General features: G+C 68.0%; 8 protein-coding genes. 3 read left to right on the top strand and 5 right to left on the bottom strand.

What is annotated here, in order from left to right; genetic code table 11:
- Positions 1-8 precede the first annotated feature (8 nt).
- From HRJ34_RS03420 to HRJ34_RS03405, 4 genes are all read right to left on the bottom strand, one after another.
- Positions 9-1,523 (bottom strand): catalase, encoded by a 1,515-nt coding sequence (locus HRJ34_RS03420; RefSeq protein ID WP_011951120.1) that lies wholly within the window; start codon positions 1,521-1,523, stop codon positions 9-11.
- A gap of 112 nt (positions 1,524-1,635) precedes the next feature.
- Positions 1,636-2,247 (bottom strand): response regulator transcription factor, encoded by a 612-nt coding sequence (locus HRJ34_RS03415; RefSeq protein ID WP_011951119.1) that lies wholly within the window; start codon positions 2,245-2,247, stop codon positions 1,636-1,638.
- Positions 2,240-4,135, bottom strand: coding sequence for a PAS domain-containing sensor histidine kinase (locus HRJ34_RS03410; protein ID WP_208633342.1), 1,896 nt, complete (start codon positions 4,133-4,135; stop codon positions 2,240-2,242). Before HRJ34_RS03410 ends, HRJ34_RS03415 begins: the two co-directional genes overlap by 8 nt.
- A 41-nt stretch (positions 4,136-4,176) precedes the next feature.
- On the bottom strand, positions 4,177-4,959 hold the full coding sequence (locus HRJ34_RS03405) for a universal stress protein (RefSeq protein WP_208633341.1): 783 nt from the start codon (positions 4,957-4,959) through the stop codon (positions 4,177-4,179).
- A gap of 267 nt (positions 4,960-5,226) precedes the next feature.
- Between HRJ34_RS03405 and gltB the strand changes: the two genes are divergently transcribed.
- The 3 genes from gltB (at position 5,227) to HRJ34_RS03390 (ending at position 11,758) form a co-directional block, all read left to right on the top strand.
- Positions 5,227-9,879: a glutamate synthase large subunit gene (gltB, locus tag HRJ34_RS03400; RefSeq protein WP_208633340.1), complete on the top strand. Its 4,653-nt coding sequence runs from the start codon at positions 5,227-5,229 to the stop codon at positions 9,877-9,879.
- Positions 9,880-9,892: 13 nt separating this feature from the next.
- Positions 9,893-11,329 carry a glutamate synthase subunit beta gene (locus HRJ34_RS03395; protein ID WP_208634319.1) on the top strand — a complete coding sequence of 479 codons (1,437 nt, stop codon included), beginning with the start codon at positions 9,893-9,895 and terminating at the stop codon, positions 11,327-11,329.
- Positions 11,330-11,491: 162 nt separating this feature from the next.
- Positions 11,492-11,758, top strand: a complete 267-nt coding sequence (locus tag HRJ34_RS03390) for a TFIIB-type zinc ribbon-containing protein (RefSeq protein ID WP_208633339.1) — start codon at positions 11,492-11,494, stop codon at positions 11,756-11,758.
- A 166-nt stretch (positions 11,759-11,924) separates the two neighbouring features.
- Here the strand turns inward: HRJ34_RS03390 and typA are convergent, their stop codons facing one another.
- Positions 11,925-13,748 (bottom strand): translational GTPase TypA, encoded by a 1,824-nt coding sequence (gene typA, locus HRJ34_RS03385; protein WP_011951113.1) that lies wholly within the window; start codon positions 13,746-13,748, stop codon positions 11,925-11,927.
- Between the last annotated feature and the right edge of the window lie 335 nt (positions 13,749-14,083).

Raw genomic sequence — 14,083 nt, 5'->3', positions numbered from 1 at the left:
CGGCCGGTTCAGTCGGCCAGTTCGGGCGTGGCCGGCAGGTCGCCGGGCGCCTTCGCCGACATCCCCAGCGCCTTCGCGACACCGGCGCCATAGGCCGGGTCGCAGCGGGTGCAGTTGTCGATGTGCCGTTGCTTGATGAAGTCCGGCGCATCGCCCATCGCGCGGGCGGTGTTGTCGAACAGCACCTGTTGCTGGGCGGGCGTCATCAACTGGAACAGCTTGCGGGGCTGGGTGAAATAATCGTCGTCATCCTCGCGGAAGTTCCAGAAGTCGGCATTGCCGTCGATCTTCAGCGGCGGCTCCCGGAAATCGGGCTGGTCGACCCACTGGCCGAAGCTGTTCGGCTGATAGTGCGGCAGGCCGCCATAATTGCCGTCGGTCCGGCCCTGGCCGTCACGATGGTTGCTGAACACCGGGCAGCGCGCAGCGTTGACCGGAATCTGGTGATAGTTGACGCCGAGCCGGTAGCGCTGCGCATCGGCATAGGCGAACAGCCGCGACTGGAGCATCTTGTCGGGCGACACGCCGATGCCGGGCACCAGGTTCGACGGCGCGAAGGCGCTCTGCTCGACGTCCTGGAAGAAATTCTCCGGGTTGCGGTTGAGCTCGAACTCGCCGACCTCGATCAGCGGATAGTCCGACTTGTACCAGACCTTGGTGAGGTCGAACGGGTGGACGTGATAGGTCTCGGCGTCCTTCTCCGGCATCACCTGGATGAACATCGTCCATTTCGGGAAATCGCCGCGCTCGATCGCCTCGTAGAGGTCGCGCTGGTTGCTCTCGCGGTCGCCGGCGACGACGGCCGCCGCCTCGGCATCGGTCAGGTTGTCGATGCCCTGCTGCGTCCGGAAGTGGAACTTCACCCAGAAACGCTCGCCCGCGTCGTTGTAGAAGCTGTAGGTGTGCGATCCGAAGCCGTGCATGTGGCGGTAGCTCTTCGGGATGCCGCGGTCCGACATCACGATCGTCACCTGGTGCAGCGCCTCGGGCAGCAGCGTCCAGAAATCCCAGTTGTTGGTGGCGGAGCGCATGTTGGTGCGCGGATCGCGCTTCACCGCCTTGTTGAGATCGGGGAATTTGCGGGAGTCGCGCAGGAAGAAGACCGGCGTGTTGTTGCCGACCAGGTCCCAATTGCCCTCCTCGGTATAGAATTTCAGCGCGAAGCCGCGGATGTCGCGCTCTGCGTCGGCCGCGCCGCGCTCGCCGGCGACGGTGGTGAAGCGGGCGAACATCTCGGTCTTCTTGCCGACCTGCGAGAAGATGTCGGCGCGGGTGTAGCGGCTGATGTCATGGGTGACGGTGAAGGTGCCGAACGCGCCCGACCCCTTGGCGTGCATGCGCCGCTCGGGAATGACCTCGCGGTTGAGGTTGGCGAGCTTCTCGAGCAGCCAGACGTCCTGCATCAGCAGCGGCCCGCGCGGGCCGGCGGTCAGGCTGTTCTGGTTGTCGACCACGGGCGCGCCGAAGGCCGTCGTCAGATGGGTCACCGGGCACTTGCCGGCATTCTGCGGATTGTCGGACATGTCGATCACTCCTTCCACTCGGTCATCATTTGCAACGGATGCAGCAGGGCTAAGCCATTATCCTCCCACGGTACAATTGATCGATCCGGCGACAGTGATCGCCTCCCTCGATCTATCCGAGCCCGGCGGCAAAGGCGATCCGCAACGCGTCGGACAGGCTCTTGACGCCCAGCTTGGTCATCAGGTTCGCGCGATGCACCTCGACGGTGCGCGAGGAGATGGCGAGGTCATAGGCGATCGTCTTGTTGGGCAGGCCCCGCGCCAGCCCGTCGAGCACCTCGCGCTCGCGCGCCGTCAGCTTGGCCAGCATGACCTGCGCCTCGGCGCCGCGCGCCGCCTCGTCCGCCTGCCGGCCGAGGCGCGCATGCGCCGCCTCGATCGCCGCCAGCAGCGCCGTCCTCTCGAACGGCTTCTCGATGAAATCGACCGCGCCGGCCTTCATCGCCTGCACCGCGGTCGAGATGTCGCCATGGCCGGTCAGGATGATCACCGGCATGGTGACGCCGCGCTCGTTGAGCTGCTGCTGGACCTGCAGCCCGTCCATCTCGGGCATGCGCACGTCGAGCAGGATGCAGCCCGGCGCGGCATGGCGGACGGCCTTCAGGAAGGCGGTGCCTGACTCCCAGCATTCGACGGCATAGCCCACCGTCGTCAGCATGAAGCGCGTCGATCGGCGGATCGCCTCCTCGTCGTCGACGATATGCACCAACCGCGTGTCATCCATGCTCGTCCTCCGGCGTGAAGCCCAACAGGGTGAAGTGAAAGCGCGATCCGCCGCCGGGATCGCGTTCGTAGGTGATCCGGCCGCCATTGGCCTCGACGATCGTCCGGCAGATCGACAGGCCCAGCCCCATTCCGCCCGCCTTGGTGCTGTTGAAGGCGCTGAACAGGCCCGCCTCGATCTCCGGCGCGACGCCATGGCCGCTGTCGGCGACGGTCACGCGCACCATGCCGTCGCCCTCCCTGCGCGTCTCGATCCGCAGCAGGCGGACCGGGCTGTCGGCCATCGCCTCGATCGCGTTGCGCATCAGGTTGATCAGCACCTGCTGGATCTGGACGCGGTCGACCAGCACCGGCCCGGCCAGCGGATCGACGTCGAAGCGCAGCTCGACGCCGCGTTCCTGCGCGCCGATTAGGCCCAGCTTGGCGGCGACGTCGATCAGCGCCGGCAGGTCCTCGACGGTCTTCTCGACGTCGCCCCGGGCGACATATTCGCGCAACCGCCGAACGATCTGCCCGGCGCGCATCGCCTCGCTCGCGCTTTCCGCCAGCGCCTCGCGAATGACGGGCAGGTCCCCGGCCTTCGGCTCCACGAGCATGTCGCGGACCGTCTCGACATAGTTGACCACCGCGGTGATCGGCTGGTTGAGCTCATGCGCCAGCGTCGACGCCATCGTCCCCATCGCGCTGACCCGCGCGACATGGATCAGGTCCGACCGCAGATCCTCGATCCGCTCCTCCATCCGCACCGCCTCGCTGAGGTCGCGGATGAAGCCGGTGAAGACCGGCTCGCCCCCGGCCTCGGCCTCGCCGACCGACAATTCCATCGGGAAGGTCGATCCGTCGCGCTTCTGGCCGATCACCTTGCGGCCGATGCCGATGATGTGGCGCTCGCCGGTGCTGGCATAGCGGTCGAGATAGGAATCGTGCCGCTCGCGATAGGGCGACGGCATCAGCCGGCTGACGTTGCTGCCCAGCATCTCCGCCTCGGCATAGCCGAACAGCCGCTCGGCGGCGGCGCTGAACGAGATGATCAGGCCGCGCGCGTCGATCACCACCATCGCGTCGGGAACGGTCGAGAGGATCGATCGCATCTGCCCGGCGCTGGAGCGGAGCTGCCGCTCGACCGCGCGCTGCTCGGTCACGTCGCGGATCACCTTGCCGAAGCCGCGCAGCTGGCGATGCTCGTCATAGAGCGCGGTCAGCGACATGTGCGCCAGGAATTGCGATCCGTCCTTGCGGATGCGCCATTCCTCCTCCTCGAAGCGGCCCTCCTGCCGGGCGCGGTCGAGGTCCGCCGCCGGCTTGCCCGCCGCCACCGCCTCGGGCGGATAGAAGAAGGCGATCGGCTGCCCGACCGCCTCGGCCTCGCTCCAGCCCATCAGCCGCTCGGCGCCCTTGTTCCAGATCGTCACCCGGCCGTCGGGGTCGAGCATGTAGATCGCATGGTCCGTCGCGCCGTCGATCAGCAGGTTGAGCTCGTCGGCGGTCTCGCTCGCCGCGACCGCGCGGCGATAGCCCTCCAGCTTGTCCTGGGCGAGCCGACGCCGCGTCCGCTCGACCGAGCGCGACAGCCCGACGATCACCGCCGCGACCAGGAGGAAGCCGGCGAGGTCGGCGGCGCGCGCATGATCGAGCGGCGCGCCCTTCCCCTGCAGCACGACGAAGCCGGTCGCCGCGACCGCCGCGATCGCCGCCGCGGCGCTGCCCCCGGTCAGGCCGGCGACCAGCATCGCGACGATCAGCGGCAGATAGTCGCCCGCCGCGCCGGTCGACATCGCCAGCTCGACCTGGACCAGGGCGGCGACGCCCACCGCCGCCAGGGCGAGGAGAACGGCCGGGATGGTCCTGCCCATCGACATCTTTCCTCGGATCCGCACGGCGCCGACCATAAGCGCAAGCCGGCCGGCCGCAAGGCGCGAAACGACCCGCCTCAGTGCGCCATGAACAGCGGCACCGGGCTTTTCGAGAGCAGGCTGCGCGAAACCCCGCCGAACAGCGCCTCGACGAGGCGCGACCGGCCGAAGCCGCCCATCACCAGATAGTCCGCCCGCTGCCCGGCGATCGCGGCAAGGATGTTCGCCTCCGCCCGGCCCTTCGTCGCCTTTTCGAGGATGACGAGCGGGTGGACGCCATGCCGCGACAGGAAGCTCGCCGCCTCGCCCGCCGGGATGCGGATCGATCCGTCGTCGACCTGCAGGATCATCACCTGCTCGGCCAGCCCGAGCAGCGGCACCGCCGCGCGCAGCGCCGCCTCGGCCTCGGGCGAGCCGTCCCAGGCGATCAGCGCGCGGCCGCCCAAAGCGATGCCCCGCGCCCGGTCGGGAACGGCCAGGACCGGCGGCCCGCTCTCCAGCACCAGTCCGGCGACGGCGCCGTGCGGATCGCGGTCGACCACGATCAGGTCGGCGATCGCCGCCGCGCCGCGCAGGCATCGTCCGGGTTCTCCGACCATGTCGACCCAGCTCCAGGAGACGTCCTCCTTCGCCAGGCGCTGCTCCAGCGTCGCGCGGTTCGCAGCCTCGCGCTGGCGTTCCTCCGCCATCAGCAGCGCGCTTCCGGCGCCGCCGTCCCACAGCTCGGCCGGCGCCTGCGGCGGCACGACCACGTCGACGCAGGTGAGATGGCCTTCGAGCGCGCGGGTGACGTCGAGCGCCGCCTGGAATCGCGCCTCCTGCCCTTCGTCGTCATGCACCAGCAACAGGATGTTCTTCACCGCAGGTCTCCGTCTCGTCCTCCGGAAGATTGCTAGGTGCGGACGGGCCATTCCGACATTGGGGACTATACGGATGGGCGCCCGTTCCGGAAATCACCCTATTTTGCACGGATCGGCGGAAAAACGGGAAATTATCGCGTGGAGAGCCATCACTGAAAGATTAGTTTGCAAGGCCATGTGATTTTGGAGGGTTCACTCGGGATATCATCCCTGTATAGGCACGGCCGAAACGCCCGCGCGATCGGGCCCAAGGGAGCAGCATGCCGGATGGCCTATCCGCACAATCAGGGTCTGTACGATAGCCGCAACGAGCATGACGCCTGCGGCGTCGGCTTCATCGCCAACATCCGTGGCGAGAAATCCAACGCGATCGTCCAGCGCGGCCTCGAGATCCTGCTCAAGATCGACCATCGCGGCGCGGTCGGCGCCGATCCGCTGCTCGGCGACGGCGCCGGCATCCTGATCCAGATTCCCGACGCGCTGCTGCGCGCCTGGGCCGCCGGCATCGGCGTCACCCTGCCCGCGCCCGGCGACTATGGCGTCGCCATGTGCTTTCTGCCGCGCGACGCCGCCGCGCGCGACCTGGCGGTCGGCAATTTCGAGAAGTTCATCGCCAAGGAAGGCCAGCATCTGATCGGCTGGCGCGACGTTCCGGTCGACACCGCCGGCCTCGGCCAGGCGGTGCTCGACGAGATGCCGGTGATCCGCCAGGCGATCATCGGCCGCGGCGGCGACTGCGCCGACCAGGATGCGTTCGAGCGCAAGCTGCTCGTCATCCGCAAGCAGACCCAGAACCCGCTCGAAGCCCTCGCCCGCAAGCACGACCTGCCGGGCCTGACCGATCTCTACATGCCGTCCTTCTCGACCCGCACCGTGGTCTACAAGGGGCTGCTGCTCGCGGGCCAGGTCGGCAGCTTCTACAAGGACCTGTCCGATCCGCTGACCACCTCGGCGATCGCGCTGGTCCACCAGCGCTTCTCGACCAACACCTTCCCGAGCTGGAAGCTGGCGCACCCCTACCGCTTCATCGCCCACAACGGCGAGATCAACACGGTGCGCGGCAACGTCAACTGGATGAACGCGCGCCGCCGGACGATGGAGTCCGACCTGATCGGCGCCGATCTCGACAAGATCTGGCCGATCATCCCGCACGGCCAGTCGGACACCGCCTGCCTCGACAATGCGTTGGAGCTGCTCGTCGCCGGCGGCTATTCGCTGGCGCATGCGGTGATGATGCTGATCCCGGAAGCCTGGGCCGGCAACCCGCTGATGGACCCGGCGCGCAAGGCCTTCTACGAATATCACGCCGCGCTGATGGAGCCGTGGGACGGCCCCGCCGCCGTCGCCTTCACCGACGGCCGCCAGATCGGCGCGACGCTCGACCGCAACGGCCTGCGCCCCGCCCGCTTCCTCGTCACCGACGACGACCATGTGATCATGGCGTCGGAATCGGGCGTGCTGCCGGTTCCCGAGGAGAAGATCGTCCGCAAGTGGCGCCTCCAGCCCGGCAAGATGCTGCTGATCGACATGGAGCAGGGCCGGATCATCGAGGACGAGGAGATCAAGGCCAGCCTCGCCGAGGCCGAGCCCTACGCCAAGTGGCTCGAGGCCAACCAGTACAAGCTCAAGGACCTCGAGGTGCTGGCAACCGACGACGGGACCGCCACCCCCGCCCTGCCCAACGACCCGCAGGCGCTGCTCGATCGCCAGCAGGCGTTCGGCTATTCGCAGGAGGACATCGCCCGATTCCTCGAACCGATGGCCCGCGCCGGCGAGGACCCGATCGGATCGATGGGCACCGACACGCCGATCGCCGTGCTCTCGGCCCGGCCGCGCCTGCTCTACGACTATTTCAAGCAGAATTTCGCGCAGGTCACCAACCCGCCGATCGATCCGATCCGCGAGGAACTGGTGATGTCGCTGGTGTCGATGATCGGCCCGCGCCCGAACCTGCTCGGCCGCGAGGCCGGCACCCACAAGCGGCTGGAGGTCGACCAGCCGATCCTCACCAACCGCGACCTGACCCGCATCCGTTCGGCCGAGGAGCAGCTCGACGGCGCCTTCCGCACCGAGACGATCGACATCACCTGGGACGCCGCGACCGGGGCCGACGGCCTCGCCATGGCGCTCAAGGAGATGTGCTGGGCGGCGACCGAGGCGGTGCTCGCCGACAAGAACATCCTGATCCTGTCCGACCGCGCCCAGAGCGCCGACCGGATCGCGATGCCCGCGCTGCTCGCCACCGCCGCCGTCCACCATCATCTCGTCAAGCAGGGGCTGCGCATGCAGACCGGCCTCGTCGTCGAGACCGGCGAGGCGCGCGAGGTCCATCATTTCTGCGTGCTCGCCGGCTATGGCGCGGAGGCGATCAACCCCTGGCTCGCCTTCGACACGCTGGAGGAGATCCGCGTCCGCCAGGAGCTGCCGCTGTCGCCCAACGGGGTGCAGAAGAACTACATCAAGGCGATCGGCAAGGGCATCCTCAAGGTCATGTCCAAGATGGGCATCTCGACCTATCAGAGCTATTGCGGCGCGCAGATCTTCGACGCGATCGGCCTGTCGTCGGCCTTCGTCGACAAATATTTCACCGGCACCGCGACGACGATCGAGGGCATCGGCCTGGCCGAGCTCGCCGAGGAGACCGTCCGCCGCCACGCCGCCGCCTATGGCGACAACCCGATCTACCGCAACATGCTCGATGTCGGCGGCGTCTACGGCTACCGCATCCGCGGCGAGGAGCATGCCTGGACGCCCGAGAGCGTCTCGGCGCTCCAGCATGCGGTGCGCGGCAACAGCAAGGAGCGCTACGAGGCGTTCGCCCGCTCGATCAACGAGCAGAACGCCCGGCTGCTGACGATCCGCGGCCTGATGACGCTGAAGAAGGTCGACCGGCCGCTGTCGATCGACGAGGTCGAGCCGGCCTCCGAGATCGTCAAGCGCTTCGCCACCGGGGCGATGAGCTTCGGCTCGATCTCGCGCGAGGCGCACACCACGCTGGCGATGGCGATGAACCGCATCGGCGGCCGTTCGAACACCGGCGAGGGCGGCGAGGAAGCCGATCGCTTCAAACCGCTGCCCAACGGCGACTCGATGCGCTCGGCGATCAAGCAGGTCGCCTCGGGCCGGTTCGGCGTCACCGCCGAATATCTGGTCAACGCCGACGACATCCAGATCAAGATGGCGCAGGGCGCGAAGCCCGGCGAGGGCGGCCAGCTGCCCGGCGACAAGGTCGACAAGAACATCGCCCGCGTCCGCCATTCGACGCCAGGCGTCGGCCTGATCTCGCCGCCGCCGCACCACGACATCTATTCGATCGAGGACCTGGCGCAGCTCATCCACGACCTCAAGAACGTCAACACCGGCGCCCGCATCTCGGTGAAGCTGGTGTCGGAGGTCGGCGTCGGCACGGTCGCGGCCGGCGTCTCCAAGGCGCGCGCCGACCATGTCACCATCTCCGGCTATGAGGGCGGCACCGGCGCCTCCCCGCTCACCTCGCTCACCCATGCCGGCAGCCCGTGGGAGATCGGCCTGGCCGAGACCCAGCAGACGCTGCTGCTCAACGGCCTCAGGAGCCGCATCGCGGTGCAGGTCGACGGCGGGCTGCGCACCGGCCGCGACGTCGCGATCGGCGCGCTGCTGGGGGCCGACGAGTTCGGCTTCGCCACCGCGCCGCTGATCGCCGCCGGCTGCATCATGATGCGCAAATGCCACCTCAACACCTGCCCGGTCGGCGTCGCCACCCAGGACCCGGTGCTGCGCGCGCGCTTCACCGGCCAGCCCGAGCATGTGATCAACTATTTCTTCTTCGTCGCGGAGGAGCTGCGCCAGATCATGGCGGAGATGGGCTTCCGCACGATCGAGGAGATGGTCGGCCGGGTCGACCGGATCGACATGCGTCCGGCGCTCGACCATTGGAAGGCGCACGGCGTCGACCTCGGCCGCCTGCTCCACCAGGCGCCGCCGGCGATGGGCAACACGCTCCACCACTCGCAGTTCCAGGACCACGGCCTCGACGCCGCGCTCGACAACCACCTGATCGCCGCCGCGATGCCGGCGCTCGAACAGGGCGAGCCGGTGGTGATCGAGCGGCCCGTCGCCAACGTCAACCGCACCGTCGGCGCGATGCTGTCGGGCGAGGTTGCGAAGCGCCACGGCCATGAGGGCCTGCCGGAGAACAGCATCACCGTCCGCCTGACCGGCGTCGCGGGGCAGAGCTTCGGCGCCTTCCTGGCGCATGGCGTCACCCTGGAGCTGACCGGCGACGGCAACGACTATGTCGGCAAGGGCCTGTCGGGCGGCCGCGTGATCGTCCGCCAGCCGGCCGGAGTCGACCGCGATCCGCTGGAGAACATCATCGTCGGCAACACCGTGCTCTACGGCGCGATCGCGGGCGAGGCCTATTTCCAGGGCGTCGCGGGCGAGCGCTTCGCGGTTCGCAACTCGGGCGCGATCGCGGTGGTCGAGGGCACCGGCGACCATGGCTGCGAATATATGACCGGCGGCGTGGTCGCCGTGCTCGGCCGCACCGGGCGCAACTTCGCGGCGGGCATGTCGGGCGGCATCGCCTATGTCCACGACGCCGACGGGCTGTTCCGCCAGCGCTGCAACCTGGCGATGGTCGACGTCGAGCCGATCGACCCCGCCGCCGACGCCGACGTCGAGGAGGGCCGCCCGCACCAGCGCGCCGCCAGCGTCCACGACTATGGCATGGGCGACATGCTCCGCCACGACGCGGCGCGGCTGCGCATCCTGCTCGAACGGCATCATCTCCACACCGGCAGCGATCAGGCCGCCGCGCTGCTGGAGGATTGGGACACCACGCTGTCGCGCTTCGTGAAGGTCATGCCGCGCGACTATCGGCGGGCGTTGCAGCAGCTTGAGGCCGAGCGCCTCGCCGCCGCCAACGTCGCCGCCGAATGACCGGAGATTGATGATGGGCAAGGCAACCGGATTTCTCGAGATCGAGCGCAAGGACCGCGGCTACGCCAAGCCCGGCGAGCGGCTGAAGCACTGGAACGAGTTCGTCGTCCCGCTCGCGGGCAACGACCTGCGCGATCAGGCGTCGCGCTGCATGAATTGCGGCATCCCCTTCTGTCACAATGGCTGTCCGGTGAACAACATCATCCCGGACTGGAACCATCTCGTGTTCGAGGATGATTGGAAGAACGCGCTGGAAGTTCTTCATTCCACGAATAATTTCCCGGAGTTCACCGGGCGCGTCTGCCCCGCCCCGTGCGAGGCGGCCTGCACGCTGAACATCCAGGACACCCCCGTCACGATCAAGTCGATCGAATGCGCGATCGTCGATCGCGGCTGGGAGGAAGGCTGGATCATGCCGCAGCCGCCGGCCCGCAGGACCGGCAAGTCGGTCGCCGTCGTCGGATCGGGCCCGGCCGGCCTCGCCTGCGCGCAGCAGCTCGCCCGCGCCGGCCACAGCGTCACCCTGTTCGAGAAGAACGACCGGATGGGCGGACTGCTCCGCTACGGCATCCCCGACTTCAAGATGGAGAAGCATCTGATCAACCGCCGGCTGGTGCAGATGGAGGCCGAAGGCGTCACCTTCCGCACATCGACCGAAGTCGGCGTCCAGGTCTCGCTCGACTCGCTGCGCGAGAATTTCGACGCGATCGTGCTGTCGGGCGGCGCCGAGAAGCCCCGCCCGCTGGAGGTTCCGGGCTTCGAGCTGTCGGGCGTCCGCTATGCGATGGAGTTCCTGACCCAGCAGAACAAGCGGGTCGCCGGCGACGACGAGCTGCGCGCCGCGCCGCGCGGCTCGCTGACCGCGACCGGCAAGCATGTCGTCGTGATCGGCGGCGGCGACACCGGTTCGGACTGCGTCGGCACCTCGAACCGCCAGGGCGCCGCCTCGGTCACCCAGCTCGAGATCATGCCCCGCCCGCCCGAGAAGGAGGCGAAGGCGCTGTCCTGGCCGAACTGGCCGCTCAAGCTGCGCACTTCGTCGAGCCATGAAGAGGGCTGCGAGCGCGACTGGGCGGTCGTCACCAGGCGCGCGATCGGCACCAACGGCCAGCTCACCGCGCTCGAATGCGCGCGGGTCGAGTGGGTCGACGGCCGGATGCAGGAGGTGCCGGGCAGCGCGTTCACGCTGAAGGCCGACCTCGTCCTGCTGGCGATGGGCTTCCTCGGCCCGAACACCGCCGGGATGATCGAGCAGGCCGGCGTCGAGCTCGATCCGCGCGGCAACGTCAAGGCCGACACCAGCGGCTATGCGACCAGCCAGGACGGCATCTTCGCCTGCGGCGACATGCGGCGCGGCCAGAGCCTGATCGTCTGGGCGATCCGCGAGGGCCGCCAATGCGCCCGCGCGGTCGATCTCCACCTGATGGGCCGCACCGACCTGCCGAACTGATCGGCCCTTGCCCTGCCCCGCCCGCTCCCTATCTCAAGGGAGCGGGACCGGGCCCCTCTGGCGATCCATCGGATCGTGATGTCGGACCGCATCGAGCATGCTCGGTGACGCGGGGTCCATCTTCCTCACGCGCCGGGCGCACCATCGAGGGAGACGACCATCATGTCCATGAACTGCCCCGTCTGCGCGGTGCCGCTGACGATGAGCACGCGCCAGAATGTCGAGATCGACTATTGCCAGCAATGCCGGGGCGTCTGGCTCGACCGCGGCGAGCTCGACAAGATCATCGAGCGCTCGGTCGCCGAGCTCGCGCCGCAGGCGCCGCCGCGCGGCCCTGATCCCGCGCCGCCGCCGTCCTACGGCCGCCCTCATGACGACCGCTACAAGTACAAGCGGAAGAAGAGCTTCCTGGAGGAGCTGTTCGACTAGCCACATCACCCCCCTCCCTTTCAAGGGAGGGGCCCGGGGGTGGGTGACGGAGCCGAGGGGCTCGACGCCCCTCGGCGGAGTTCCATGGAATGGCCGGGGCAGGCTCGCTGCGCTCGCCACCCACCCCTTGATCCCCTCTCTTGAAAGGGAGGGGAAAGTCATGGCCTCAAGCCGCCGCCTTGGCCCGGCTCGCGCGCTTGCGCTCGTGGGGGTCGAGGTGGCGCTTGCGCAGCCGGATCGACTTCGGCGTCACCTCGACGAGCTCGTCGTCGTCGATATAGGCGATCGCCTGCTCCAGCGTCATCCGCTTCGGCGGGGTCAGGCGGATCGCGTCGTCCTTGCCGCCCGAGGCGCGGAAGTTCGTGAGCTGCTTCGCCTTCATCGGGTTGACTTCGAGATCGTCGGTCTTGGCGTTCTCGCCGACGATCATGCCCTCGTAGAGCGCCTCGCCATGGCCGACGAACAGGATGCCGCGATCCTCGAGCGGGCCGAGCGCATAGCTGTTCGCCTCGCCCGCGCCGTTGGAGATCAGCACGCCGTTCTTGCGGCCTTCGATATTGCCCTTGTGGGGGCCGTATTTCTCGAACAGCCGGTTCATGATGCCGGTGCCGCGCGTGTCGGACAGGAACTCGCCATGATAGCCGATCAGGCCGCGCGACGGCGCCGAGAAGGTGATGCGGGTCTTGCCGCCGCCCGACGGGCGCATGTCGGTCATCTCGGCCTTGCGCTGCGCCATCTTGTCGACGACCGTGCCCGAATAATCGTCGTCGACGTCGATCACGACGGTCTCATAGGGCTCCTCGCGGCCGCCCTGCTCATTCTCGCGGAACAGCACGCGCGGGCGGCTGATGCCGAGCTCGAAGCCCTCGCGGCGCATCGTCTCGATCAGCACGCCGAGCTGGAGCTCGCCGCGGCCGGCGACCTCGAAGCTGTCCTTGTCATCGCTCTCGGTCACCTTGATCGCGACGTTCGATTCCGCCTCGCGGAACAGACGGTCGCGAATCATCCGGCTCGTCACCTTGCTGCCTTCGCGGCCGGCCATCGGGCTGTCGTTGACGGCGAAGCGCATCGACAGCGTCGGCGGATCGATCGGCTGCGCGTGCAGCGGCTCGGTGACGCTCGGATCGGCGATGGTGTTGGCGACGGTCGCGACGGTCAGGCCCGCGATCGAGATGATGTCGCCGGCCTTCGCCTCGTCGACGGGAACCCGCTCGAGGCCCCGGAACGCCATGATCTTCGACGCGCGGCCGGTCTCGACGACATTGCCCTCGGGATCGAGCGCGTGGACCGGCGAGTTGATCTTGACGGTGCCGCTCTGGACCAGGCCGGTGAGGATGCGGCCGACGAAATTGTCGCGGTCGAGCAGCGTCACCAGGAATTTGAACGGGCCGTTGGGATCGGCCTTCGGCGCCGGCACATGGTCGACGATCTTCTGGAACAGCGGCTTCAGCGTGCCCGAGCGCGCCGACGGGTCCTCATTGGCATAGCCGTTGCGGCCGCTGGCGAACAGGACCGGGAAGTCGAGCTGCTCGTCGGTCGCGTCCAATGAGACGAACAGGTCGAACACCTCGTCGAGCACCTCCTGGGTGCGCTCGTCCGGCCGGTCGATCTTGTTGACCACGACGATCGGGCGCAGCCCCAGCGCCAGCGCCTTGCCGGTCACGAACTTGGTCTGCGGCATCGCGCCTTCGGAGGAGTCGACCAGCAGGATGACGCCGTCGACCATCGACAGGATGCGCTCCACCTCGCCGCCGAAGTCGGCGTGGCCGGGCGTGTCGACGATGTTGATGCGGGTCCCTTCCCATTCGACCGAGGTGCACTTGGCCAGGATGGTGATCCCGCGTTCCTTTTCGAGGTCGTTCGAATCCATCGCGCGTTCTTCGACGCGCTGGTTGTCGCGGAAAGTGCCCGACTGCCGGAAAAGCTGGTCGACGAGCGTGGTCTTGCCGTGATCGACGTGGGCGATGATGGCCACGTTGCGAAGGCTCATATAATATCCGGTCCTGTTTGGAGGAATCTGGCGCGCGCATAGCGGAATTGGCGCAATGCAACAAGGGCGCCGTTCCGCCCTTTCGACCTTTATCCGCAGGACGGGCCCGATCGCCCGCCGACAAAAAAAGGGCCGGCTCCGAAGAACCAGCCCGTAAGTCATTAGGAGAGGATGCCTGAAAGGCCCGCTCCCTTTGCGGGCCGGTGCCCGATTCGACAAATGCTGATGCGGCAATGACGATTGCAGTAAATGCAATCGTTCGATTTTGAAATGCGCAATCGCAACGCCGGCCGGAGCGGCTCCGCGGTCCGCGCCGTATCGCTTGAATAATGCAC

Origin of the sequence: Rhizorhabdus wittichii, assembly GCF_017607425.1 — a bacterium.
Lineage (GTDB): Bacteria > Pseudomonadota > Alphaproteobacteria > Sphingomonadales > Sphingomonadaceae > Rhizorhabdus > Rhizorhabdus wittichii.
The sequence above is the reverse complement of the archived record's forward strand: the minus strand, read 5'-3'. Positions and strand labels throughout refer to the sequence as shown.

Excerpts from the sequence above, each read along its gene's own strand:
- HRJ34_RS03420 (WP_011951120.1), bottom strand. The coding sequence starts at position 1,523 with ATGTCCGACAATCCGCAGAATGCCGGCAAGTGCCCGGTGACCCATCTG.
- HRJ34_RS03410 (WP_208633342.1), bottom strand. The coding sequence starts at position 4,135 with ATGGTCGGCGCCGTGCGGATCCGAGGAAAGATGTCGATGGGCAGGACC.
- typA (WP_011951113.1), bottom strand. The coding sequence starts at position 13,748 with ATGAGCCTTCGCAACGTGGCCATCATCGCCCACGTCGATCACGGCAAG.
- gltB (WP_208633340.1), top strand. The coding sequence starts at position 5,227 with ATGGCCTATCCGCACAATCAGGGTCTGTACGATAGCCGCAACGAGCAT.
- HRJ34_RS03390 (WP_208633339.1), top strand. The coding sequence starts at position 11,492 with ATGTCCATGAACTGCCCCGTCTGCGCGGTGCCGCTGACGATGAGCACG.
- HRJ34_RS03415 (WP_011951119.1), bottom strand. The coding sequence starts at position 2,247 with ATGGATGACACGCGGTTGGTGCATATCGTCGACGACGAGGAGGCGATC.
- HRJ34_RS03395 (WP_208634319.1), top strand. The coding sequence starts at position 9,893 with ATGGGCAAGGCAACCGGATTTCTCGAGATCGAGCGCAAGGACCGCGGC.